The sequence below is a fragment of the Achromobacter sp. FW305-C-13 genome, from assembly GCF_058783475.1.
In genome coordinates, this window is record NZ_JBYSYN010000001.1 from 157,087 (window position 1) to 181,295 (window position 24,209).

General features: G+C 63.7%; 23 protein-coding genes. 17 read left to right on the forward strand and 6 right to left on the reverse strand.

The window, feature by feature from the left end; genetic code table 11:
• Window positions 1-67: 67 nt before the first annotated feature.
• The 3 genes from AC3WMU_RS00760 to AC3WMU_RS00770 all read right to left on the reverse strand — a co-directional run bounded on the left by AC3WMU_RS00760 (window position 68) and on the right by AC3WMU_RS00770 (window position 4,370).
• A complete protein-coding gene (locus AC3WMU_RS00760) occupies window positions 68-616 on the reverse strand; it encodes a MarR family winged helix-turn-helix transcriptional regulator (RefSeq protein WP_006225590.1) in 549 nt (182 codons plus the stop codon).
• 28 nt (window positions 617-644) lie between these two features.
• On the reverse strand, window positions 645-2,315 hold the full coding sequence (locus tag AC3WMU_RS00765) for a collagen-like triple helix repeat-containing protein (protein ID WP_006225591.1): 1,671 nt from the start codon (window positions 2,313-2,315) through the stop codon (window positions 645-647).
• Between the two features lie 345 nt (window positions 2,316-2,660).
• Complete coding sequence (locus AC3WMU_RS00770; protein WP_035213465.1) at window positions 2,661-4,370, reverse strand: ShlB/FhaC/HecB family hemolysin secretion/activation protein; 1,710 nt, start codon at window positions 4,368-4,370, stop codon at window positions 2,661-2,663.
• Between the two features lie 491 nt (window positions 4,371-4,861).
• Between AC3WMU_RS00770 and AC3WMU_RS00775 the strand changes: the two genes are divergently transcribed.
• The 17 genes from AC3WMU_RS00775 to AC3WMU_RS00855 all read left to right on the forward strand — a co-directional run bounded on the left by AC3WMU_RS00775 (window position 4,862) and on the right by AC3WMU_RS00855 (window position 20,968).
• The gene (locus AC3WMU_RS00775) at window positions 4,862-5,692 is read left to right on the forward strand and encodes an MHYT domain-containing protein (RefSeq protein ID WP_424624863.1); all 831 of its coding nucleotides are present in this window, start codon (window positions 4,862-4,864) and stop codon (window positions 5,690-5,692) included.
• Window positions 5,693-5,812: 120 nt separating this feature from the next.
• Window positions 5,813-5,995: a Flp family type IVb pilin gene (locus AC3WMU_RS00780; protein ID WP_006225594.1), complete on the forward strand. Its 183-nt coding sequence runs from the start codon at window positions 5,813-5,815 to the stop codon at window positions 5,993-5,995.
• A 163-nt stretch (window positions 5,996-6,158) separates the two neighbouring features.
• Window positions 6,159-6,665: a prepilin peptidase gene (locus AC3WMU_RS00785; protein ID WP_280027014.1), complete on the forward strand. Its 507-nt coding sequence runs from the start codon at window positions 6,159-6,161 to the stop codon at window positions 6,663-6,665.
• Window positions 6,632-7,060: a TadE/TadG family type IV pilus assembly protein gene (locus tag AC3WMU_RS00790; RefSeq protein ID WP_006225596.1), complete on the forward strand. Its 429-nt coding sequence runs from the start codon at window positions 6,632-6,634 to the stop codon at window positions 7,058-7,060. Before AC3WMU_RS00785 ends, AC3WMU_RS00790 begins: the two co-directional genes overlap by 34 nt.
• Before the next feature lies 1 nt (window position 7,061).
• The gene (locus AC3WMU_RS00795) at window positions 7,062-7,553 is read left to right on the forward strand and encodes a TadE/TadG family type IV pilus assembly protein (protein WP_006225597.1); all 492 of its coding nucleotides are present in this window, start codon (window positions 7,062-7,064) and stop codon (window positions 7,551-7,553) included.
• A complete protein-coding gene (gene cpaB / locus AC3WMU_RS00800) occupies window positions 7,550-8,506 on the forward strand; it encodes a Flp pilus assembly protein CpaB (RefSeq protein WP_492281650.1) in 957 nt (318 codons plus the stop codon). Before AC3WMU_RS00795 ends, cpaB begins: the two co-directional genes overlap by 4 nt.
• Window positions 8,507-8,571: 65 nt before the next feature.
• Window positions 8,572-9,933 carry a type II and III secretion system protein family protein gene (locus tag AC3WMU_RS00805; protein ID WP_424624968.1) on the forward strand — a complete coding sequence of 454 codons (1,362 nt, stop codon included), beginning with the start codon at window positions 8,572-8,574 and terminating at the stop codon, window positions 9,931-9,933.
• On the forward strand, window positions 9,930-11,273 hold the full coding sequence (locus tag AC3WMU_RS00810; RefSeq protein WP_035213470.1) for a pilus assembly protein CpaE: 1,344 nt from the start codon (window positions 9,930-9,932) through the stop codon (window positions 11,271-11,273). Before AC3WMU_RS00805 ends, AC3WMU_RS00810 begins: the two co-directional genes overlap by 4 nt.
• A 34-nt stretch (window positions 11,274-11,307) precedes the next feature.
• A complete protein-coding gene (locus tag AC3WMU_RS00815) occupies window positions 11,308-12,663 on the forward strand; it encodes a TadA family conjugal transfer-associated ATPase (protein WP_006225601.1) in 1,356 nt (451 codons plus the stop codon).
• Entirely contained in the window at window positions 12,663-13,589 is a 927-nt protein-coding gene (locus AC3WMU_RS00820) for a type II secretion system F family protein (protein ID WP_006225602.1), read from the forward strand. Before AC3WMU_RS00815 ends, AC3WMU_RS00820 begins: the two co-directional genes overlap by 1 nt.
• 11 nt (window positions 13,590-13,600) lie before the next feature.
• Complete coding sequence (locus AC3WMU_RS00825; RefSeq protein WP_006225603.1) at window positions 13,601-14,599, forward strand: type II secretion system F family protein; 999 nt, start codon at window positions 13,601-13,603, stop codon at window positions 14,597-14,599.
• The gene (locus AC3WMU_RS00830) at window positions 14,599-15,480 is read left to right on the forward strand and encodes a tetratricopeptide repeat protein (RefSeq protein ID WP_052017894.1); all 882 of its coding nucleotides are present in this window, start codon (window positions 14,599-14,601) and stop codon (window positions 15,478-15,480) included. The genes AC3WMU_RS00825 and AC3WMU_RS00830 overlap by 1 nt, the downstream gene beginning before the upstream one ends.
• Window positions 15,481-15,502: 22 nt before the next feature.
• Entirely contained in the window at window positions 15,503-15,961 is a 459-nt protein-coding gene (locus AC3WMU_RS00835; RefSeq protein ID WP_035213472.1) for a DUF3613 domain-containing protein, read from the forward strand.
• A 29-nt stretch (window positions 15,962-15,990) separates the two neighbouring features.
• Window positions 15,991-18,099 (forward strand): TadG family pilus assembly protein, encoded by a 2,109-nt coding sequence (locus AC3WMU_RS00840; RefSeq protein WP_006225606.1) that lies wholly within the window; start codon window positions 15,991-15,993, stop codon window positions 18,097-18,099.
• Window positions 18,100-18,139: 40 nt separating this feature from the next.
• Entirely contained in the window at window positions 18,140-19,540 is a 1,401-nt protein-coding gene (locus AC3WMU_RS00845; protein ID WP_006225607.1) for a sigma 54-interacting transcriptional regulator, read from the forward strand.
• Between the two features lie 117 nt (window positions 19,541-19,657).
• A complete protein-coding gene (locus AC3WMU_RS00850; RefSeq protein WP_006225608.1) occupies window positions 19,658-20,374 on the forward strand; it encodes a DUF2968 domain-containing protein in 717 nt (238 codons plus the stop codon).
• A gap of 135 nt (window positions 20,375-20,509) precedes the next feature.
• On the forward strand, window positions 20,510-20,968 hold the full coding sequence (locus tag AC3WMU_RS00855; RefSeq protein ID WP_006225609.1) for a DUF1178 family protein: 459 nt from the start codon (window positions 20,510-20,512) through the stop codon (window positions 20,966-20,968).
• Between the two features lie 71 nt (window positions 20,969-21,039).
• Here AC3WMU_RS00855 and efp read toward each other — a convergent pair whose 3' ends face one another.
• The 3 genes from efp to AC3WMU_RS00870 form a co-directional block, all read right to left on the reverse strand.
• Window positions 21,040-21,600 carry an elongation factor P gene (gene efp, locus AC3WMU_RS00860; protein WP_006225610.1) on the reverse strand — a complete coding sequence of 187 codons (561 nt, stop codon included), beginning with the start codon at window positions 21,598-21,600 and terminating at the stop codon, window positions 21,040-21,042.
• A 200-nt stretch (window positions 21,601-21,800) separates the two neighbouring features.
• Window positions 21,801-22,913 (reverse strand): elongation factor P maturation arginine rhamnosyltransferase EarP, encoded by a 1,113-nt coding sequence (gene earP, locus AC3WMU_RS00865; protein ID WP_280026778.1) that lies wholly within the window; start codon window positions 22,911-22,913, stop codon window positions 21,801-21,803.
• Between the two features lie 7 nt (window positions 22,914-22,920).
• On the reverse strand, window positions 22,921-24,123 hold the full coding sequence (locus AC3WMU_RS00870; RefSeq protein ID WP_006225612.1) for a DUF2863 family protein: 1,203 nt from the start codon (window positions 24,121-24,123) through the stop codon (window positions 22,921-22,923).
• Window positions 24,124-24,209: the final 86 nt, after the last annotated feature.

The window sequence follows — 24,209 nt, forward strand, 5'->3', positions numbered from 1 at the left end:
AAAACACGCCCTGATCCTGTCGGATCAGGGCGTGCGGGGCACTCGGCGCCGTGCGCGCGGATTGGGGTCAGTGATCGTCGTGATGCGCGCTGCGCGTTTCCAGCCAAACCAGCGTGTCGTGCCTCAAGGTGCGGACGCATTGCGCCAGGAAGGCATGCACCGTTTCCAGCTCGGTGGTGTCGTAGCGGCGCGCCATCAGCATGACAGCTTCGGCAATCCACTGGCGCTCCTGCGACAGGTGCTGGCATTGTTCCTCGACCGGCCGGATCACGATCATCCGGCGATCCAGCGGGTGGCGGCCGCGCTGCACGTAGCCTGCCGCCTCCAGCCGGTTGATCAAGGCGGTCGCGCCGCCGGAGCTGATGCCCATCAACTGGGCGAGCTGCCCGGTGGGCAAGGCATCGAACTCCATCACCAGTTCCAGCGCCTTCAGATCCGCCAGGGGGATCCCCAGCTTTTCCGCCAGGGCCGACTGGCATGCGGCGTTGTACACCGAAAACTGCCGACCCAGCATCAGGGCGATATCGTCAAGCATTCCCGGGCGCAGGTCACTCGTGCGAGATTCAGGCATCACGGTCACATGCTCATGGTGAACGATGGATTCTTGTTGCAGCATGATGTCGCTCCCTTGCGGATGTGATGGTTTACTTCTTGGCCGACAGGCCGCCCAGCAGGCCACCCAACAGGCCGCCGTTGGCCGCGCCGCCCGTCGTCGACGAACCCGTCACGCCACCGGTGACTCCACCCAGCAAGCCGCCCAGCAACCCGCCGTTGGTCGTACCAGCACCGGCTGCGCCGCCGGCGCTGGCGCCAGCGCTGGCACCCGTACCCGTCGTCGCGCTGACCGAGACACCACCGACCACGCCGCCCAGCAGGCCGCCAAGCAAGCCCCCGTTGGCCGTGCCACCGGACGTGCCGCCCGAGGTGCCGCCGGTCGTTCCGCCGGTGACTCCGCCCAGCAAGCCACCCAGCAAACCGCCGTTGGCCGTGCCGCCCGTCGCGCCACCCACTGCGCCGGTCACACCGCCCAACAAGCCCGTCACCGGCGCCAGCAGGCCGCCCACGCCGCCTGCCGCCGGCGTACCGCCCACACCCCCCACGCCGCCGAGGAGGCCGGTGATCGGGCTCAGCAAGCCACCCGTGCCGCCAGCACCGCCGGTCAGTCCACCCGTCACGCCGCCCAAGCCCAGACCGGAGGTCAGCGAAGCGACAGCGCCCGTGGCGTTGGCGAGCGTCGCGCCCAGCGGATTCGGATTGCCCGGGGTGGCATTGAGCAAGCCGCCCGCGCTGGCAACCGCGCCGCCCAGGCCTTGCAGCACGCCATTCAGGCCTGCCGTATTGCCAGGCAAGGAGCTGCCGGCCGAGGCCAGGGTACCGCCCAGGTTCGTCAGCAGCCCGGCGACCGGGGCGCCCAGTTTGGTGGTCGCGCCCAGCTGTTGCGTCAGGCCAGTGACCGTGCCAGCCAGTGGGCTGGCGGTGGGGTCAAGCGCGGCGCCCAGGCCGGCCAGCGTGGGCTGCAGGCCCAGCGGCAGCACGTTGTCCACCGTTTTGCCCACGTTGCCCAGCGCCGGCTCCAGAATCGGCTTGGAGGGGCCGCCCAGCACGCCGCCGGTGATGCCGCCAACGGCTTGCGTGACCGGGTTCAACAGGCCGCCTTGGCCGGAGAGGCCGGCGGTCAAGGCGCCCACGGCGTTCGTCGCATTGCCCAGGATGGTCGTCAACGGCTGCGGATTGGCGGGGTCTGCGTTCAGCAGGCCGCCGGTGCTGGCCACCGTCTTGCCCAGGCCATCGACCAGGCCGCCCAGGCCGGAACTCAAGCCGCCCGGCAGGCCGGTGCCCTTGACCGTGGTGCCCAAATCGCTGACCAGGCCACCCACTTGCTTGGTGACGCCGTCCACGGGTTGGCCCAGACCGGTTGTGGCGCCCACTTCCTGGGTCAGCCCGACCACCGTATTGACGACAGGCGCCAAGGTAGGATCCAGCGCCTTGCCCACGCCGCCCAACGTCGTACCCAGATTCAGCGGCAGCGTGTTGTCCACGGCCTTGCCGGTATTGCCCAACGTGGTTTGCAGAAGGCCGGCCGTCACGGGATTAACGGGCGTATTCGGATCGGTCCCGCCGGGGTTGGTAGGATCGGTGCCGCCCGGGTTGTTGCCGCCCGGATTCGTCGGAATATCGGTACCGGGCAGGCCGGCTGATTTCTTGCCGCTTCCGCCACCGCCGCCGCAAGCAGCCAGTGCGCTCATCAGAGCAGCGGCCATGACGGTGGAGGTCAAAATACGTTGAATGCGCTTTGCGTCTACTTTGGTATACATGGCGAGCTCCTCGGGTTGGATAGGTCAGGCGATGAAACTGCCCGATACGTCTCTCCATGCATAAACCGTGCCAACATTTGTCCAGCGGCTGCGTTTTTGCTTGTAGTTGATATTGGCTACTAAATAAATTCCTTATAAATCATGGGTTTGTTCGTTGTTTTGAGGGTTTGCACCAAGCTTGAGAAACCCTCATTTTTGCGACGGCAAAAACCCTGCGAATGTTACGAATGGCAGGTTATTTCCCGTTACGTTACGGGCGACGTTACGTAACGTGGTGTGTGGGATGCGCAAAAAAAAGCGCCTGTGAACACAGGCGCGGTCGGTCGGGAAGGCGTTGTCGCTGGGTCAGAACGCGTCGTAGAACAGGGAATAGTTGGCGTTGAAGCGCACGTCCCGGTCATTGTTGACCGAGGCCGAGCCGATCGGCTTGGCGACGTTGAAATCGAACAGATAGTATTTATCGTCCGTGAACCGCAGGCCCAGGGCAACCGAGGACAGGTGCCGTTGGTTAATCGCCTGCAAGCCCTTGTTGTTGTACCAAGTGCGGGCATAGTCCACCAAGGCATACGGTTGCACGCTAGACAGGTATTCCCAACCCGTGCCGAAACGGCGGTTGACTTCGGCCGATACACCCACGCCCTTGTCGCCGCTTTGCTCGCCTTGCGCATACCCCATGGCATACCGCCAGCTCCCGAAAGAGACTTGCTCGGACGAGGGCAGGATATTGCTGGAATATTGCGCGGCCCCGGAAAACGTCAGGCCGAACTGCGCGGGCAACGCAAACGTTTGTTTCGCGTTCAGGTTGTAGCGCGTGAAATCCAGATCAAGAATTGGCGTGGCCGAATATCCATAATTGGTCGCAATGTCCTTTTTCGCACCCGCCGCATCAAACCCCTTCGATACGCTGGCGGTAACGTCGGTTGTCTTGCTTTCTGAGACCTGAATATATCGAAGCTCAGCGTTGGCGGCGCGCACTCTTGCGTCCTGCTGCAGCCAGAGGTCCGAGGTGCGCGAGTCGTACCGGTCTTTGGAGTTTGCGGCGTAAACACCCAGCGTCCCTGTGAGGGAGCGGGTGTTGTTCAGCAGAAAGGGATAACTGACGCCGACGCCGACGCGGTCGTTTTTCACCCGCCGCTCAAATCCCAGGTATTCGATGGCATCGTCCTGGGGCCTGGCGTCATAGTGATAGCCGTCGACCTTGATCGCCAATCCGTCCGGACCGATCGGCACGCGCACTTCGCCCATGACGTATTTGACGTCGTCGCTATTGAACGGGACGGATGCGGTCAGTTTCACCTGCTCGCCCAGCGGCGTCAGGCTGTTTGTGCCCAGGTTCACTATTGGCTGCATGCCGGTGCCCAGATCGGCAACGCCGCCTGTCACGCTCACCGGTTGGCGTGATGCCGTCAGCACCAGTTCCGTCGCGCCGTCCGCGCGGCGCGGAAGATCCAGGTTAGGCGTGAACTTCACGCCCGGCACCGTGCGCATCAGATTCAGTTGGCGTTCCAGCGTGGCTTGCTGCAACGGACGGTCTTCTTTCAACGGGCCAGCCAGCGTTTCCAGGCGGTCCAGCGCATTGCCGATATCGCCTTCGATTCGCACGTTTCCGATATAGCCCTCGACGACGGTCACCACAACCAGCCCATTGGCGAATGTCTGGTTCTGCACCAGCGCGAACGATAGGGGATACCCCTTATCGCGGTATAGCTGGGTGATCTTGTCTACCTGCTGCACCAATTCGCCCAGGCTGATTTCCTTGCCGGACAGCGGCGCAAGAATGGCCGATACCTCGTCGAAGGGAATGGCGTGGACGCCGCTGACGTCGAAGTTGAGTGGCACGATGCGTTGCGCCAACCTGGCTTGCAACGCCAATTGTTCGGGCGTGGCCGTTTCCACGACAGGAGGGGGCTGCTGAGCGCCTGGCGGCCTTTCCAACTGCGGCAGCGAGTCAACGGGGTTGCCCCGCAGCGGGCCATCCGCGCGTGCATTCGCACTGAAGGCAAGGGCGCAGATAAGGGCGAGGGTAAGCGGACTTGCCGGGTACGAACGTCTCATGCCTTTTGTATCTCTCATTTCTTCAGGCGCTGTCCGGTCATGTATTCGATATTCGTTAGATATTGAATATATCTAGGGACGCAACACAGGTAAGAAGTGTTTGCGAACGCCACAGGCGGTTATGGTGCCAGCCGCCCAGGATAATGACAATTTATTTCATTGTGACCGATCGGAAACGACAAGATAACAACATTGCGAAATGCTCAGGAACCGATTCATATACGAAATATCAGGGTTAACTAGGGGTTTTTAATAGGATTGATATAAATTTCAGGATATCCGTTACATGTCTGGGGCCTAAGTATCACGAATATTCGCGTAAACCCTGATGTGTATTAAATGTTAATAGATAAGACTATATAAACGTATCAAATCACATCGGTTTTCGGGCAATCGGGGGTCCACAAGATGGGCGCGTGTGACTGCAGTACTTCTCGGGAATGCCTGACCGCGGAACGCGGCGAATACAGGCCATTTCATTGGGGCCGTTCATGAACCCGGGCGACATCGTTCCCCTTTCGTTTCATGGCGGGCTGGTCGCGCTCTCGTTCCTGACTGCGGTGCTTGGCTCGTATGTGGCGCTGCTTGCTGCGGCGGGTATCCGCACTGAAACCCAGGACGGTGAAATACGTATCGGTTACATCCTCATCGGCGCCGTGGCCATGGGTGGAGTCGGTATCTGGAGCATGCATTTCATCGGCATGCAGGCGCAGAACCTGCCCTTCGACGTGGGTTATCAGCTTGGCCTCACCATACTCAGCTTCGTGGTCGCCGCGGGTTTTTCCGGGTGGGCGTTCTGGTATGTGGGCCGCGACCGTTTCACCTTCGGACGTTGCCTGGTGGGCGGACTGGCCGCTGGCCTGGGCGTTGCTGCCATGCATTATCTGGGTATGGGCGCCATGCGCATGCCGGCCGTATTGCTTTGGAATCTGCCGATGGTTGTTTTATCGGTGCTCATCGCGGTAATTGCTGCGTCAGCCGCGCTGTGGCTGGCTTTCAATACGCAGAATGAGTTTCAGCGCGGCGGAGCCGCCATTTTGATGGCAATCGCCGTGTGCGGCATGCATTACACCGGTGCGGCCGCCGGCACGGTTATCTGCACGACGCCGCGCGACTCTTCCAGCCTGCAAATCGGCGGGCTCATGCTTCCATATATCGCTTTTGCGTTGTCCGCCGTGACGCTGCTGATCATGCGTTGGCAGTTGCAGCGGGCATCGACCCGGTTCCGCGCCCGTATGGCGCAGCGGATCGACTCGATTATTGAATCGGCGCCGGTGTCGGAGTCTGGCAAGGTGCCAGGGTCCACGCTAGGGCCGGGTTAGTAGGGCCCCGGATTGCACGCGGGCGAGGAATGCTCCCGCAAAGCAAGCAGTTCCGGGCATAGGGGGCTGGTGTCGCTCGACGGCGCAGCTCAATTATCAATCGAGTCTTAGGAGCTCGACATGAAAGCGAAACTTGCGCAGTTCTGGAATGACGAAGAAGGCATCACCGCCCTGGAATACGGGCTGATCGCCGGGCTGATGGCGGTAGCGATCATCGCCGCAATCGGCTTCTTTACTGGAGGCCTGACCAGTCTGTTCACAGACTTGGGCGCCAAGCTTACCTCCCAGGGCGGGGCAGTTTAACGCCCAGCAAGCCTAGTCCATGTCGTGATGGCCCTTTGGGCCATCCGGCAGGCGGGCTGTACGAAATTTCATTGGCTTCAGCAGCATTCTGCGGTTCCGTTTGAACACTTCTGAAGTCTGGTTTGCTGAATTATCGGAAGGTCCCGCCTTGTATCCAGGGGAAGTGTTGTGGTGGCTGCTATTCGCCTGCTGGAATCTGGTGCTGATCTACAACGATCTGCGCTATCGCCGTGTTCCCAACGCGTTGATCGTTGTGGGGTTCGTGGCGCAGCTGCTTTGGCTGGCCGCGGCTTGGGCAGTGCCTGGTTGGGTGTATCCGCCTCGATGGCCCGGCTGGTTCATGGCAATCGCCGGCTTTCTGGCCGCAATACCGTTCCTGTTGTTATGGGGCAGGCGTCTGATGGGCGCGGGCGACGTCAAGGCCATCGCGATACTCGGCTTGCTGCTGGGGATCGCGCCGCTGATCCTGACACTGGTGCTGGCGAGCCTGCTGGCCGGCTTGCACGGCTTGCTGTATCTGATCGCGTCGCGCTATTGGCCAGTGACCGACCGTCTTCGCCAAATTCCGTACGCCGCGTATATGGGAGCCGCCGCGCTCAGCGTGGCGTGTATGCCCTTGAATTCGGCCTGGTATTCGTGGTGTTCTTCCTGGTGTTCTACGCGATTCTGACGTATTCGCTGGTAGCCGCCGCACAGCAATCCGTGACCCTTGCCGCGCAGGATGGCGCGCGAAAGGTATTGCAGTGGCAAAGCGGCACGCCTTCCTTGACGGTGCGGGCCAATGCCGGACGCGATGCCGCGCTGTATCAGGCCCAATGGATCAGTTCCATGTCCGCCGCAGGCGTCCAGGTTGCGGTCTGCGGAAGTTCTGGTGCGCTCAGTAGTTCGGCAGGCGGAACATGCAGCGGCATGCCGCTCGCGCAGGGTCAGGTCGAGGTCACCGTGTCCTACGCCTATGGCGCCCATCCGCTCATTCCGTCGTTGCCGCTGATGAATACCGTGTTGATGCCGGCCTCCGGCGTGCTTCGCGCCCGCGCCACGGTGCATCTGAATGGGGAGAGCTGATATGCGCGCCCCTATACGGAACCGCAACGGGCATCCCGCCCGGTCGCCGCAGCGTGGCATCGCGGCGCTGGAGTTCTCCCTGACTTTGATCATGCTGCTGATGTTCATCTTCGGTGTGCTCAGCTTTGGCGTGCTTTTCTGGATGCAGCAGCAATTGGCGTCGGCGGCGACCGACGGCGCCCGCGCAGCCGTGTTTGCGCAGTTCAATGGTCAATCGAATGTGCCCGTGGCCGCGTGTTCCGCGGCGATGAGCGCCTTTTCCACCGGCTCGGCGGTCGTTTGCACGACGGCAACGCGACCGTGCACGTGGGTCGGCTCGGGCGGCCAGCCAGCCAATTGCGCCACCGTCGCCCTGACGTATGACACGCAGTCCTGGCCATTGCTGGCCACGCTGCAGCGCCTGATCACCACTCTGCCGGGCATGGGTCCGAACTGGATCCCTACCCGATTGCGTTCGCAAGCCGTTGTTCAGATATCGCAAGGGACACCATGAGCAGTTTGAGCAAGATCGTCGCAGGTTTGTTGTTGGTGGCGGGCCTGGTCCTGGCCTTTGTCGCTTGGCGCTTGGCGTCCGTACCCAGCGCGCCTCCCGCCGGCGTTGCGCCCGTGTCGACGGCGCCAGCCGCTGCGCCGGTAAAACTTTATCGGGTCGTCGTCGCCAAGGAACCCATCCCGGCGGGCACTCGCATCGACACGGGAAAAATGTTGACGGTCGCCGAGTGGCAGGCAGCCCTGTCTGGCGGCTATGACAGCGTAGCGCCGTTGGAAGGTGCGGTCGCGAAGGTCGATATCTCCGCTGGCGATCCGCTGTTGCCAAGCTTGCTGGCTCAGGGGCTGGCGCGCCAATTGAAGGCGGGTGAGCGCGCGGTGGCGATTGCCGTGGATGAAGTGATCGGCGGTGGCAACCGCGTCGCGCCGGGCGACTGGGTCGACGTCTTCTTCATGATCGAGAAGGGGCAGGAGGTGCCGGGCGGCCAAGCGCGCTTGCTTCAGTCCCAGGTGCGCGTGCTGGCGTACGGCAAGGACTCCGTGGACGGCCCGGAAGCAAAGGCCGATGGACAGCAGGGCGCGCCCAGCCAACCCGCCAAGACGGCGGTGCTGGCCGTGCGGGTCGAACAAGTCAATCAACTGATTTTGGCCAGCCGCTCGGGACGTCTGCAATTGGCCTTGCGCCCCTTGAACGACGACAGCGTGCCCGATACGCAGCTGTTCGCCCAGCGCGGCACAGTACTGCCGGTCCGCGCAGACCTGACGCCTGAACAGCGCGAAGCACTCAAGGAAGGACCGAACCGCGCGTTTGCCGGTGAAAGCCTGGTCCAGCTTGACGGCACAACGACAAATGCGCGCGCGCCAGCGGCACCCGTGCGCGGTGCCGCCACTGGCGGAGGAGGCGGCAGGACGGTGGAAATCTTGCGCGGAGACAAATCCGAACGTGTGCGTTATTGATCGTGGCTTCGCGCGGCCAGACGCCGCGCGTGGCTGGAATCCTTCTTATGACTAGATTCAGCACAATGAAGAAATATCAGCGCACCACCATGATCTGCATCCTGTCGGCAGCTGCGGCGATGAACTACGGCGCCGCCGTCCGTGCGCAGAACGCCGCGCCCGGGGCGAATGCGCCGGCGCCGGCTCGTGATCTTGCCTTGGCCGTAAAGGGGCAGCAGACGCTGCTGCTGGACGGGGCGGTCCCGGCGCGCATCGCGATCGGTGACCCAGACGTTGCGGACGTGAAAGTCTTGCCGGCCTCGGGAAAGCGGGCGGGATCGATCCTGGTCTATGGCAAAAAACCAGGGACGACGCAGCTCCAGATATGGACCGGCAACAACGCCGCGCCGCAAATCTGGAACCTGCGCGTGGGGGGCAGCGTGCAGGGCGCATTGGCCACGCGAGGCATCGCGGGCGGCGCCAATGTCGACATCGCGGGAGACCGGGCGGTGGTGTCAGGCCATGCCGAGACGCCGATGGGACAGATAGCCTCCACCCTTATCGCCGCGTCCGCCGTAGGGGGCGATAAGAATGTTGTCGACGTGTCTTCGGCTGGCACCGGCGGTGTGGTGCAGGTCGAGGTGAAGGTGGTCGAGGTGTCGCGATCGGTCATGAAAGAAGCCGGCATCAACTGGAGCGCGGGCGGCAGCGGCCCCTGGAGCGCGACCAATAGTCTGGTCCCCTCCAGCCTCGCTTCGGCGGCGTCGGGCTTTTCCCTGTTCTACGACACCAAGAATTTCTCCGCCAATTTGCGTTTGCTGCAGACCAACGGCATGGCGCGCGTGCTGGCCGAACCTACGCTGGTCGCCATGACCGGGCAAAGCGCCAGCTTCCTTGCGGGCGGCGAACTGCCGATTCCCGAGGCGGGCGGCCTGGGAACGGTTTCCGTTACGTTCAAGCCCTTCGGCATCGGGCTGACGGTCACGCCGACGGTGCTGTCGCGTGACCGCATTTCGCTCAAAGTGGCGCCCGAAGCCAGCGAACTGGACTACAGCAACGGCATCGTGCTCAACAGCGGCACGGATTCCAGTTCGATCATCCCGGCGCTGCGCACCCGCCGTGCCGACACCACCGTTGAGTTGGGCGATGGCGAAAGCTTCGTGATCAGCGGGCTGGTGTCGCGCCAGACCAAGGCGATGGTCAGCAAAGTCCCCTTGCTGGGTGATTTGCCGATCATCGGGTCATTTTTCCGCAGTCTTGATTACACGCAGGACGAAACGGAATTGGTGATCGTGGTGACGCCGCGGCTTGTCCGCCCCATCGCACGCGGGGTGACTTTGCCGCTGCCGGGAGAAAAGCAAGAGCGTGCGGACAACGGCTTTAACGCCTGGGGCTACTACCTGACGGGTCCCATGGGCGGCCAACAAATGCCGGGTTTTTCGCGGTGACTAATATGAAGACACATGCAAGCGAGTGGGTTGGCCTGCAAAACAGCAAGCGGTTTCTGTTCTGCTCCAAAGGCGCGGATGTCGCCGTGCAGTTGGGGCAGGTGCTGGGCGACATAGGGATGCTGACCCAGGAGTCTCCCGGGACGGAAGAGTTGGCGCGGCGCCTGGCGGAAATTTCGCCCCAGGTGGTGTTTCTGGATTTCACACTTAGCGAAGACGAGCCCGGAAAGCTGTTCAAGTCGGCCGAGTTGGCGCGCACGCTGGCGCGCATCGCCCCGACATTGCCGCGCGTGGCGGTGGGTCTGTTGAGCCAGCCCGAGGGGGCGATCGCCGCGCTGCGGGCAGGTGTCAGCGACTTTGTTGATCCGACGGTCGCGCCGCAGGAAATCAAGGATATTGTGCTTCGGCTGCTGGATGCGCAGACGGACGGCGGCCGCAGCGATGGCTCGCGGCGTAGCGTCCTGCTGCTTGGCGCGCGGCCTGGCGTGGGTGCCAGCACCCTGGCCGTGCATCTGGCGCATATGGCGCAAGACCGTCTGAAGCAGGCGCACGGCGCGCGCGCCACGGCCAACGGAGGCAAGGGCGCCAAGGCGGTAGCGGCGGAATCGGGCGCCTCACTGCCGCTGTCCAGCCGTGTTGCCCTGATGGACCTTGGCTGGCCCGTGGGCGATTGCCAGCTTTATCTGAACATCGGCGGCGAGTTCGATTTCTCTGAAGCCGCGCGCAACCTGCGCCGCCTGGATTCCACCTTGCTGGCCTCGGCCATGCCGCATACGCCCAACGGTCTGAGCGTGTTGTCGTTGCCGCGAGACCTGAGCCAGATGCGCGACGTTTCGCAATCCGATTCTCTCCTGGTGTTCGAGCGCATGCGCCAGCATTTCGGCGTGGTGATCGCCGATTCAGGCGGCTTCACCAACCCTGAATTCGTGGCGGGCCTGGCGCGCGCTTCCGAGCAGAATTGGATCGTGACCGATCAGAGCGTCGGCGCCCTGGTGTCGCTGGCCGGGTTGCTGCAGGAATTGGAGCAACTGCATGTGGACCGGCGCAGCCTGGGCCTGATCGTCAATCGCTATGACGAACGCTACGGCATGACGGCACAGCAGATTGCCGAACGTTTTCAGTTGGAGTTGGTGGGCACCTTGCCTGACCGCACGCTGGCCTTGATGGTGTGCACGAACCAAGGGCATCTCTTGCATGAGGACGCTGAGCGCGACGTCTATGTGCGCGCCGTACAGACGCTGGTGGAAAAGCTGGGGGCGGAAGACAGTACGCCCGGAGGGCGAGCAAGCTGGCTGGCCACGTGGCTGCCCGGCGTGCACCGCCGTATGGTCGTCGGTTAACGCAACGACGCGAAGGACTGCAACGGAAGCCGACATGATCATGACAGCGACGATAGAGTTTGGCGGGGACGGCGATAAGGGTTTTTCGGCGTCGAACCGCTTCCAGGAAGTAAAGACGGCGGCTTACGAGCACCTGCTTTCTCGCATCGAGGAACTGGGCGCGGAGTTCGGCCGGTGGGCGCGGTCGGCGATCCAGGAATTCGTCGATATCGAGGTCGCCAGTTTCGTGCGCTTGCGCCGGGTGCCGATCAACGAAGGGGAAATGCGGCAGATCGCCGAGGCGCTGACCAAGGAGCTGGCGGGCCTGGGGCCGCTCGAGGACCTGCTGGCCGATCCGGCCGTCGAAGACATCCTGATCAACGGTTACGACAACGTGTTCGTCTCGCGCCGCGGTGTGCTGGCGCGCGAGACGCTGCGGTTCACCGACAACCAGCACGTGTTGCGCATCGTGCGGCGCATCCTGGCGCCCATCGGCCGCCGGCTGGACGAATCCAGCCCCATGGTGGATGCGCGCCTGCCCGATGGCGGCCGCTTGAATGTGGTGATCGAACCGCTGGCCGTGGACGGCCCCATGGTGTCGATCCGCAAGTTCCGGCAAGACCCGTTGAAGCCTGCGGACTTGCTGACCCTGGGTTCTTTTGACGAAGAGATCTACCGGCTGCTGCACGAAGCGGTCAAGAACCGTTGCAACGTGCTCGTGTCCGGCGGGACGAGTTCCGGCAAGACCTCGCTGCTCAACGCGCTGGCGTTCTTTATTCCGGAAACGGAACGCGTCGTCACCGTCGAGGACACGGCGGAACTGTCGCTGAACCACCCGCACGTCGTGCGTCTGGAATCGCGCCAGGGCGGATTCGACGGCAGCGGCGCGGTCAGTATCCGCGAACTGATCCGCAATAGCTTGCGGATGCGGCCGGACCGGGTGGTGGTGGGCGAAGTGCGCGGCGCCGAAGTCATGGACATGCTGCAGGCGATGAACACCGGCCACGAAGGATCGATGGCGACGATACACGCGAACTCTCCGCGCGAATGCCTGTACCGGATCGAAATGCTGGCGGGCTTTGCAGGGTTCCAGGGTAGCGAAGACAGCTTGCGCAGGCAGATTGCCAGCGCGCTGGATTTCATCGTGCAGATCGGTCGCCTGTCCAACGGCAAGCGCCGCGTGCTGTCGGTGACCGAGGTCACCGGCATGGGCGACAACGTGATTTCCACGCAGGAACTCTACCGGCACGAAACCTTCACGACGCCCGACGGCGAAGAAAAAGACCGCTGGAACTGGCTGGGAATCCATCCCCATACGCCCAAGCTAGCCAAGATGCGCACCGAGGCGCGCAACAACGATCCCACGCCGGGCGACAACGACGGCGGCGGATTCTGGAGCCGGAGGCGCTGATGATGGAAGCCCTGGTACTGGCAGGCCTGGCGGTGGTGCTGGCCATCGGCGCGGTGCTGCTTTGGCGCCATGCCAACAGCGGCGCGCGCCGGGCCGCGAGCTCCACGTTTCTGGAAAACCAGCTGAAGCGGGGGCGCGAGACACCGTCCACACCCGAACCGATTTTCGACAGCGCGCGGGCGCTGCGCAGCGGGCTGCCGGGTTGGGACCGCCTGTTGCTATTGGCGGGCGTGCGGCAAAGCACCGGGCTTTATCTGCGCCTTGCGCTTCCCTTGGTGGGCGCCACGGTGCTGGCTTGGCTGGCCTTGGGCATCGTGTCCGGCATTGTGACGTTGTTGCTGGTCGGCATCCTGGAATATTTCCTGCTGTGGTTGCGGGCCGACAAGCGCCAGCGCCGGATGATTTCGCAACTTCCCGCGTTCCTGGACAACATCGTTCGTCTGGTCACCATCGGCAACAGCATGGGCGCCGCGTTCCAGACCGCAGCCGCCACCACGGATGAACCGTTGCGGGAAGTGGTCGAGACGGCCGCCAGCCTGAGCCGCTCGGCCAAGGAACTGGACGCGGCCCTGGTGCATGTGTCCCGCCTGTACGGCTTGAAAGAGCTGTACATGATCGCTGCGGTGGTGTCGCTGGCGATGCGTTTCGGCGGACGCAGTGATCAGGTGCTGGAACGGATGGCTGCCTTCATGCGAGATGTGGCGCAGGCGCGCAATGAGTTGTCGGCGAGTTCCGCCGAAATCCGGCTGTCTGCCTGGGTCCTGGCGTTGCTTCCGGTGGGTATTGGGGGCTTCATCATGCTGACGAACAACGATCTCTTCATGAATTTGTGGCGCGACCCGGCGGGATTCAAGATGCTCATGACCGCCGTGTTGCTGCAGATCGGCGGCAGTTATTGGCTGTATCGCATGGCGAAGTCCATTTGACGGGAGCGGTGATGGATATCCTGAAGGCGTGGAGCGTCTCTTCCGTACTGGCGATGGGCTTGATGCTGATTGCGGCGGCGATGTTGGTGCTGGGTATTGGCATCGTGCGCCGGTTGCGCGGCCAAAGCCGCAACCGGCAGATCGTCGATCACGCGCTGGCCTCGCGGCAAATGGGCGGTGCGGCCTCGGCGGCGCTGCCGGCGCAAGACGGGCAGGGAAAATTCGCGGCCGCCACGCGCGCAGCCGATTCGTTTGGCAAACGCTTGAGCGAAGGCCGGCTGGCCGAAGCCTTGCTGGCGGGTGAAGACCGCAAGCTGGTGGATATCGCCGGCTACGCCGACCCGGCGACCGCCAGGTCGCGCTTTGTGGCATTTCGGTTCGGCCTTGCCATCTTGTTGCCCGTGGCCGCAGTGACGCTCGGGTTGCGTTATCACTATGTCGATTCCTTGTCGGGAATATTGGTCGCGGCGTTTTTTGGCTTCGCCATTGGCTACATGCTGCCCAAGTGGGTCGTGCGGCGCCGCGTGGCGCAGCGCCGCCGGCTCGCGGCGGACGAATTGCCCCTGTTGATCGACCTGCTGCGCCTGTTGCAAGGTGTCGGGCTGTCCATCGATCAGAGCATGCAGGTGCTGGTCACGGAGTTCGGCCAGGTGTTGCCAGTGCTGTCGCACGAATTGCGCCTGGCCTCTGAACTGTATGTGCGCGGACGCACGCGTGAACAATCCTTGGCCAGGCTGGCGGGCGGGTTCGACAACGATGACCTGTCCGCCATCTGCCGGCTGATCGCTCAGGTGGATCAGCATGGGGGAGCCGTGCAAGAGCCGCTGAATCGCTTTGGCGAACGGCTGCGGGATTCCCGGCGACTGGAACTGAAAGAGAAGGTCGGCAAGACCACGGTCAAGATGACGGGCGTCATGATCGTCACCTTGCTGCCTGCGCTGTTGATCGTCACGGGCGGCTCGGGGTTTATCGCGGTGATTCGCGCGATGTCGCGCATGGGGGGAACATGATGTCGGGCGCTAGGAGAAGTCGGCAGGGTGTGGTGCGCTGGACACTTGTCGCTGCAGTGGCGGCCACGGCCGCGGGCTTGAGCGGATGCAAGACCAATAGCGCGGAAACCGCGTGGCAGTTGATGCAGCAACAGCAGCAGGAACAGGCGATGGCGCGGCAGAAAGAGGACGAGGCGGAAGGTCGGCGCCGTCCCAAGGAACCGGAGATGATGCTGTCGCTGATTGCCGAAGCGCAGCGTCAGGAACGTTATTTTGCGTCGCTGGCGTACATCGACGCGTATCAGCAGAAATTCGGCAACGACAACCGCGTGGCGGTCATGCGCGCTGACGCCCTGCGCCAGACCGGGCAGATCGCCCTGAGCGAACAGGCGTATCGCGCGCTGACCCGCGGCGAGCAAGCGGCGGACGGTTGGCACGGCCTGGGCTTGATCGCAGGCGGACGTGGCCAGTTCGACCAGGCGGTCGATGATTTTTCACGGGCGGCCAAACTGGCGCCTACGAATGCGCGCATCCTGGGAGACCTGGGTTATGCGAGGCTGCGGGCCGGTGACGTGGACGGCGCGCGGGTGCCGCTTGGCCAAGCGGCGGAACTGGCGCCGGAGAACGGCAAGGTCCTGGCCAATATGGCGGTATTGCTGTTGGTCGAGGGCGACGCCGTGAAAGCTCAGCGATTGATGGATCAGGCCCAGCTTGGCGACGAGGCGCGGGGTCAGGTCCTGCGTCTGGCCTCCGAGATTCGCAGCTATCGCGCGCCGGCGCCCCTGCCGGCAGCGGCGGTCGGCGGTCCGTCGCCCACTCGCGTGTCCAGCGGTGAGGGCGCCGTGATGCCGATGATGCGTCCGTTGATGGAAGGCCTGGGCAATGGGCCCATCGTGCGTTAACTCCGTGTTCAGGAAACCGTTTATGTCTCAAGCTCGCATGCTTCGTTCATTCTCCCTGGCCCTGACCGTGGCTGCGTTCGCGCCGTTAAGCGCCCAGGCCCAATCCAATACGCCGCTGACCGGCACTATGTCCAACGGCGCTGCTGCGTCTGCCGCCCAGCCGGTGCCGGCGGCGACGTTGCCGGATCGGCCCGTCGTGCAGCAGGTGCCGTCGTCCTTGCCGCAGCCCGGCGCAGCGGCGGCGCAACCTGCGCCAGTGCAGGCGAGCCCGCAGGCTGCCACAGCGGCGGAGGGCCGGGAAGATTTCGGCGATGTCACGCGCGGGTTGCTCGCGGCGCAGGCCGACGGCCGCCGCGCCGGGGGCGCGCTGCCCATCCTGGGGCCCGTGTCTACCGCGGCCTGGAACCGTTACGTGGACAGCTTCACGCACCCGATTCCGGAATGGTTCCAGAAACGCGTGGAAACCAAGAACACGAATTAAGGCTCGGACAGGAGCCGGAGCACCAGATCATGCCAGCCACCCCTTTGCGATCTGCTTCCCTGCTGCGCCAGCGCGGCAGCATTACCGTGGCTGTCGTGTTCGCTGTGCTGGTAGGACTGGTGCTACTTGGCGTGGCGCACCTTGCCTACAGCTTCTATATGAAGCGCGAGATGCAGAAGGGGGCGGACCTGGCGGCTTTATCGGCAGTCCAGGTGCTGAGCATGGGGGCGGCCGCGGACTGCACGCGGGCTGTGGCCGCCGGGCGGACGTCGGCGTTGGCCAATGTGCCCAGCTTTTTCGATACCTTCACGGCAGCCGACGTGACGGTTGAGTGCAAGGTCTGGGATTCCACCCGGACCGATCCGTCCGGCATGCATATCTTCGATCCCACCAGCGGGCAGTCCTTCAACGCGGTGCGCGTGACCGTAAGCAAGCGGCTCACCAGCATCATTCCCAATTTTTCGGGCGGTGCAAGCGGCGGCACGCAAGTCACGACTACGGCGGTGGCTACGAACACGCGGCCCGTCGCGGCATTCATGGTGGGCTCGCGCCTGCTGCGCTTGCAGCGGGGCGGCCTGCTGTCGCAGTTGCTGGCGACCGTTGGCGCAACGCCCGCCCAATTGGATGTGCTGGATGCTGCAGGGCTGGCCAGCGTCAACATCACGCCTTCGGGTTTGCTTAAAGCCTTGGGTTTGCCCTTGTCGGTGGCAACCGGGGTGGGCACGCCTGCAGAGTTGGCTGCGGTCAATAATCTGACGCTGGGGCAATTGCTGAACGCCACGTTGACCGTGGTGAACCAGAGCGGTACCGCCAGCGCCGGCATCGGACTGATTAACAACGCCATCAATACGGTATTGGCGGTGATGCCGCTGAACCTGCCGGTCAAGCTGTTTGGCGACGGCGGCGTGCTGAACCTGTCCGTCGTGGGGGGAGACGCCACAGGTGCCCTGGCGGCGAACGTCAATGCCTTGAATCTGCTTGAAACCGCGTTGGTCGTCGCCAACGGACAGAACCTGATCAACCTGGGGTTAAGCGTGCCGCTGTTGGGCGTGGACGCGCGCGTGCGGGTCGTGGAGCCACCCACGCTCGCGGTCGGAGGCATTGGCACCCAGGCGACGAGCGCAGGAATCCGCGTCTACCTGCGCGTGAATACCAGCAACATCCCGCTGGTAGGGCCGCTGCTGGCCAATACACTGGGCACGAAGGTGGACCTGCCCATCATCATCGATGTGGCGCAGTCCACCGGCACCTTGACCAATCTGTGCCAGGCGCCGTTGACGCCATCGCAAGCCACGATCGCCGTGACCTCATCCGTGGCGAACGTCTGCTTGGGAACCTTTCCCGGCATGACGTCCAACACCGACCAGAACGCCGCGCACTTCGTGTCGCTGACCAACAGTTGCCAACCCAGCTCCTTTGCCGCCATTCAGCGCCATCAGGTTTTGAATGTGCTGGGTATCCTGCCGCTGACCGCCAAGGTCACATTGCCTGTTTTCAATTCGGCTGCGCCGGTGTCCGTGACGCTGACCGAACCGCCAGGGACTCCGTCGACGCAGACCGTCACCGCCACATCGATCAATCTGGGCGCGTTGGCGTCCAACCTGTCTGATGCGCTGATCGGCGGCATTCTGGGCGATCTTTTCAATACCGGTACGCCGCTCACGCCGGCCGAACGTACGGCGCTGGCGACGGATCTGGTGGGCGGTGGGGGCAACAACGCCGGCAATTCCATCACGCAGGTGGTCAATAACCTGCAATGGTCTACCACCGCGCTGAACCAGCTGAGCGCGCGCTTGACCACTGGCGGCTTGACCGGCGTGCTGGGCGGGACCTTGCAGTTGGTCGGCAATATCCTGAGTTCGCTGTTGCTGGCGCCCGTCAATGATGTGGTCTGCGCGTTGGGCATTACCCCGAGCGCCATCCGGACGTGCCGCATCAACTCGGTGGCCACGATGGCGCTTAGCGGCAGCTCGCAGGTCGGCGGGGTGTTGTCCATCGTCGTGAACCTGCTGCAGCCCGTGCTGGCGCCGTTGTCTGGGCTGCTGCAACAGTTGCTTGACGTGCTGGGCCTGAGCGTGGGCCAGACCGATGTATCGCTGCTGTCCGTTGATTGCGGGCAACCCCGTTTGGTGTTCTGAGGATGCCTGTGATTTTTGCCCGCTTCTTGCTATCCAAGCTATGACCCAGAAATTCGCCCGCGACGAGTTCGACGTGTACGTGTGGGAAGGCACTTCCGATATTGCCTCCCGGGCGGAGCGTTGCCTGGCCGGCATGGATGTGTCGCTGGTGCGGGCGGACGCCGGCACCGCGTTTCCGCCGCCGCGCGATCCGACGCGTCCGGCCGTGGCGCTGGTGTCCGTGTCGGTGATGGGCGACAACCGGTTCAGCGGCTACGACTGGCTGGCGGTGCAGGCGCTGCCGGTGATCTGGGTTGCGGCCGAATCCCGGGGGCGCGATTCGCGCTATTACCCGCCTGAATATTCCTACACGCTGCCGTTGGCGTTCACGACGGCGGACTTGCGCAAGCTGCTGTTCGAATTGCTGGGAACGCTGGACCAGTTCAACCGTACCGCGCCGAAGCGCGAACAGCCCTTGATCGCGGTGTCCGAGCCAATGCGTGCGTTGCTGGCCGAAGCCGAGATGTTCGCCGATTGCCGCAGCAACGCGCTGATCCATGGCGAAACGGGCGTCGGCAAAGAGCGTATCGCGCGCCTCTTGCATGACCGGGCGGAATGGTCGGACGGCCCGTTCGTGGCGGTCAATTGCGGCGCCATTCCGGAAGGCCTGTTCGAAGCGCATTTCTTCGGACACGCCAAGGGCGCCTTCACCGGCGCGGTCGGCGCTCATAAGGGGTATTTCGAGCAGGCCAACGGCGGCACGCTGTTCCTCGACGAAATCGGCGATTTGCCCTTGTACCAACAGGTCAAGCTGCTGCGCGTCCTGGAGCAGAGCGCGGTCACGCGCCTGGGCTCCAGCGTGGAGATCCCGGTGGATTTCCGTTTGGTTGCCGCCACCAACAAGGATCTGCGGGTGCTAGTGGGCCAGGACGAATTCCGGGCAGACCTGTATTACCGCCTGGCCGTGATCGAACTGCGCATTCCGAATCTGGAACAGCGGGGGGCGGAAGAGAAGATCGCCATTTTCCGCGCCTTGTTGGAGCGCCTGGGCGGCGAGGGCGACCCGCCGGACTGGCTGCTGGAGCGCGTGGCGCGCACCCGCTACGCGGGCAACGTGCGCGAACTGTCCAACGTGGCCGAGCGCGTGGCCATCATGCGCCGGCAGTTCAAGAGCTGGGATCAGGCGCGCATCGAGCGCATTTTTGACCAGATCGCCGAGCCGTTGCGCGCCGCCGGCACGCTCGGCACGGCCAGCACGCTGTGCGAACCGCCTGTCTTCACCGATGCCGAGCGCGCCGAGCGCGCCCGTATCCTGGCCGCGCTGGACGTCAACGGCTGGCGCCGCCAGGACACCGCCAATACCTTGGGCATCAGCCGCAAGGTGCTCTGGGAAAAGATGCGCAAACTGCATCTGGGGGGCGGCCAGGGCGAAACGGCGGAAGGGACGGTCGAGGCATCCTGATCATGCAATAGGGAAAGGCCCGTACAGGGCCACAAATTTGCTTGCGGCGAATGTAAGTGGGTCTGCCGTGAGCGAAATAAATTGCTATAGTTCCGCAACGATTTTTTTGGGGAAGGCATGAACGTCCAATTTATCCGTGCCGCCACTCGCATGGCGCTGTTAGGCACGGCACTGTCCGGCCTGGCGGCTTGCGCCAGCGCGCAATCCGAAGCGCCACGGCCCACGGTTAAGCAGGTCGAGGACAAGCCGGCCGCATCCACGCCGGTGACGCCGCCGCCGCCCGCCGCCGCGCCCACGGCTGCCGCCCGGCCATCGTCCACCGTGGCCGAATTGCAAGGCCTGATCCAGAACCGCCAGGTGTCCGAGTTGCGTACCGCCTATAACGGCACGTACGGCGCCAGCCTGCTGTTCAAGCCGGACGACCTGACCTATTACGTCGCCTTGTTCCAACAGAAAGACTTCTGGCGTGTGCTGAAGACTGTGTCGGAAAAGCAGGCGGAAGCCACGTACCGCGCGTTCACCACGCAATCTGCGGACCTGGCCGAAGTGGACATCAAGCGCATCAAGCTGCAAGCCGAATACGCGAACGCCGAAAAGCTGTTGGCCAGCCGCAGCGCGCAGCTCAGCACCTTGCAGGCCGACCGCACGCTGCGCATGCAGCAGGAAGAGCAGGTCGCGGCCCGCCAGGAGCAATCGCGCCAGGAAACCACGGCATTGGCTGATCAGCAAAAGGACGTGCGCCAGCAACTGCGTGATCTGCAGCGCCAGATCGATTCGTTGCAGGCTCAGCAGGCGCAAATCGACGCCAGCCCGGCCGCCAAGCGCGGCAAGTAAGCGGCGCCAATCGCCAGGACGGGCCTTCGGGCCCGTTTTTACTTGGAGGCTGCCCTATCCCCGCCTGAGGCGGGAGGATGGCGCCCGCCACGGGCGGATTCTTGTATTCTGGCTGCTGGACCCCATATAGCAACCATGGCTCTCAAAGTTTTCGACCTCCAGTGCGAGCACAGCCACGTTTTTGAAGGCTGGTTCGGATCGCACGATGACTATGACGCGCAGCAGGCGCGTGGCTTGGTCACGTGCCCCGTCTGCGGGTCGGCCAGCATCACCAAGCGTCTGTCTGCGCCGCGCCTGAACGTCTCCCACTTGCATGCGCCGGCCCAACCGCCCGCCGTGCCGGCTGGCGCGTCAGACGCCGAGAAAATGGCCGCTTTGCAGGCGGTCGTGATGAAGCAGGTGCGCGCGCTGCTGCGCAATACCGAAAACGTGGGGCCGCGTTTCGCCGAAGAGGCGCGCCGCATCCATGAGGGCGACGCCGACGAGCGTCCCATCCGCGGCACGGCCACGCCCGAAGAGCGCGAAGCGCTGGCCGACGATGGCATCGAAGTCATGGCGGTGCCCGACTTCCTGGACGATGAGCGTTTGCAGTAGAAGATGTCGGCAATATGGGCAAAAAAAAAGCCAGATCGGTAGGTCTGGCTTTTTTGTACCTGCTGGCCGGATCAGTTGTTGACGCGGCTGCGGTATTCGTTCGTGCGGGTGTCGATTTCGATCTTGTCGCCGATGGCGCAGAACAGCGGCACGTTCAGTTCGTAGCCGGTGTTGATCTTGGCCGGCTTGGTGACCTTGCCCGACGTATCGCCACGGACGGCGGGTTCGGTGTAGGTGATTTCGCGAACGAGCGTGGTGGGCAGTTCAACCGAGATGGCGCGGCCGTCGTAGAAGACCACTTCCACGGGCATCGCTTCTTCCAGGTAGTTCAGGGCATCGCCCATGCTTTCGGCTTCGATTTCGTACTGGTTGTACTCTTCGTCCATGAAGACGTACATCGGGTCGCCGAAGTAGGAGTAGGTGCACTCCTTGCGATCCAACTGGACGACTTCGAACTTTTCGTCGGCCTTGTAGACCGATTCGCTGGCCGAGGCGGTCAAGAGGTTCTTGAACTTCAGCTTCACAACAGCAGCGTTACGGCCAGACTTGTTGTATTCGGCTTTCTGGACCACGAGGGGATCCTTGCCGACCATGACCACGTTGCCGACTCGCAATTCCTGAGCGGTTTTCATCGATAAAACTCCGGGGGTGATGGGTGCACTCGCCGTGCTTGCAAAAAGCCGCTGCCGCGAAAGACACGGACAAAAGAAAGGGGTCGGAAGACGGGCCGTAAGACCCAGCAAAAGACCCTGCTTGCGGTTTCATGCACACCCCGGGAGGCGTTCATTGTTGAGGCCCGACAAATCCAGGGCGACTCAGAAAACTCTCTATTCTAACGTTTCTTGGCCAAGTCTGCGCAAAAGTCCGCCAGATTTTCAGCCAGATCCGGCTGGCTGGCTTGGGTGGCATCCCATTGCCGGGCGGCAGCACACCACGCTTGCCAGGGGGCGGGCGCCAGGGCTTGGGCAGTGGCTGCAGCCGTCTGCGCGGTTTCGGGCTGGTTCCACGCCCGGATCAGCGCATGCGCAGGATCGGGAGCCGGATAGCGGGCCAGCCAGGACTCCAGCTTTTCCAGATGGATGTTTTCCTCTTGCGGGTAGATCTGCCACACGAGCGGGCGTGCCGCCCAGGCCGCGCGGATGAAGGAGTCTTCGCCGCGCACGAAGTTCAGGTCCGCGCACCAGAGCAGGCGATCGAAATCCGGCTGGGCCACGAAGGGCAGGCGCGCCAGAAGGGGGAAGCCGGGCGCGGCGCACGCGGCTTCGAGGCCGGGGGCCACGCCCTCGGGAACCAGCAGCACGCTGGGTTGCGCGTTGGCCGCCAACGCCTGGACCAGCGCATCGACCGGCGCCGTGGGATAGCAAAACAGGGACACCGTGCGGGCACCGTCGCGGCGACGCAACAACAGGGCTTCGTCCACGCCCAGCGATCGGAGAAACGCGTTCTGCTGGTCCATGGACGCCTGCAAGGTGTCGCGTTCGGCATCCAGCCCGGGTTCGCGCAACAGGCCGCCCGTGGCGGGCGTGAAACCGGGAAAGAAAAAATGCTTCACCAGCCCGTCTGGCCGCTGCGACGGCAGGCCGTGGCAGCTTTCCACCCAGGCCTCGGCACTCAGGTATTCCAGATTGATCCAGACCGGATGCACGCGTCGCATGCTGTCCACGAACGCCGGCGGGGGATCGCAGGCGAACGCTTCGATGACGACGTCGCGCGCAGTCAGGGCCGGGTCCGGCGCATCAGACCAATGCACGATGTCCACCCCGCCCAGCTGCTGCCGTGCCGCCAGGGGTTCGATGCCGGGTTGGATGCGCGCAAAGCTGGCCAGGTCGTCCACCCACAGGCGGATATCCCAGCCGCGGCCTTGCGACAGCCGGCGCGCCAGCCGCCAGCAGACGCCGATGTCGCCGTAGTTGTCGACGACCCGGCAAAAGATGTCTGCTTGCATGGCGGCTTTAGTGGAACTTGGCGGGCGCGGCTTCGGCGTCTTCGGGCAGTTCGGCGTGCACCAGTTCGCCCAGCGGGTTCGGGAAGTAGGGCGCGCCGCAGTCTTCGCAGTATTCCGCCGGCAGCACGCCGGGGATGCGTCGCACTTCGGTCACGCCGTATTCCTTGAGCAACGCCGTGATCTCGTCGACCACATCGGGCTGGCCTTCGTCGGACGGCAGTTCTTCCTCGCGCCCGTACAAGGGCCACACGCAGCCGTAGTAAACGTCGTTGTTGTTGCGCGCCGTGAAGCCGATGCGGTATTCGTCGATGCGGCTTTCGCCGCAGCCGGCCACGACCGCGCGCAACTGCGACGCTTCCAGGCTGACCGCGCCTTCCAGCCAGCTGATGGCCGCGCGCAGCGACAAGGGACGCACCCGGCGGTCCGCTTCGCGGTTGCTGACGTAATAGGCGTCAGGCAGCAGCGCTTCGAATCCGCAGCCCGGCATCAGGGCGGCCAGGGTGGGCTGCGCCTGCGCGGCCCACTGTTCCTGGCAGGCGTCGCGGCTGGCGTCGGCTTCGCCCATCTGTTCCTGCCAGCGGAAGATGGGCGCGTTCTCGGGCACCGCCACGGCGCCGATGATGTAGCGCGTGTCGGCCAGCATGTTCGCGGTTTCGGCTTCGGTGTTCAGGGCCGGCTTGGTGGTTTCGGCACCCAGCGCCTGCGAGCCCAGGCGTTGCAGCCACTGCCAGGTTTCGCCGAAGGTGCGGGGCATCTGGTCCACGCTTACCAGCATGGGCATCAAGGCCGTGCGCGCCTGGCTGGACAGCACATGGCCATGCAACTGGGCCAGCAGAGCCTGCTGGGCGGGCGCCGCGACGGAGCCGGTGGGAATTGCGTAACGGGTCCAGGCGACGATGGGCGCGACGATCAGCAAGACGTCGTACAGGACGCCGTTCTTTTCGATCTTCATTGATTCGGACAGGGTTTCCGCCTGTTCGATCAAGACTTCGTAGGCGCCTATGTCGCTTTGCGCGAGGTGGTCCAGGGCTGCTTCCAGCGGGGCGTCCTGCCCAGCCTTCAGCAGCTTGGGAATCGCTTCGCCAAGCTGGTTCTCCCAGAACACGTCTTCGACGCGGCTGCCCGAGCGGTTAAGCGCCTGGGCAAGCGCAACCAGGCGGGTCGCGTCACGGGTCATGCGGGGAGCGGATTGGCTGCGGGATCGGGCCATAACTTCGGAGGACGTCCAGTAAGTGGTGTAACGGTGTAGTTTAACGCCCGCCGCGCGCCTCGGCATTGGGGGCGGACCCGGGCGTG